Genomic DNA, 365 nt, shown 5'->3' with positions numbered 1-365 from the left:
CCCTGAAATCTCTTCAGTACGAGACTCTGACCGTATTATTGGTATGTTAGATAGCAAAACCAAAAAGGTTGAACAAAACGAAGGACGTATACGTAAACATTTATGTATTACACGCTTCAACCCTGAACGCGCAGACCGTCAGGAAATGCTGACCATTGATGATATTTCTAAAGATATTTTACGCGTACCGACATTAGGTGTTATTCCAGAATGTCCAAGTGTATTACAAGCATCAAACGAAGGTAAGCCAGTAATTCTGTATTCAGAAACTAAAGCTGGTCAGGGTTATGATGATTTGGTTGCTCGCTTTCTTGGTGAAGACCGTCCTTATAGACACATCACAGCTCAACCTAAAGGCTGGTTAG

At 40.5% G+C, this 365-nt stretch carries 1 pseudogene; it reads left to right on the top strand.

The features are described 5' to 3' along the window. Positions 1–365 (top strand): annotated as a pseudogene (locus tag UC75_RS21245) (septum site-determining protein MinD); the annotation flags it as partial.

Source organism: Acinetobacter sp. V2 (assembly GCF_001188385.1).
GTDB lineage: Bacteria > Pseudomonadota > Gammaproteobacteria > Pseudomonadales > Moraxellaceae > Acinetobacter > Acinetobacter oleivorans.
Note: the sequence above shows the minus strand (reverse complement) of the source record. Positions and strands in the feature narration are given on the sequence as shown.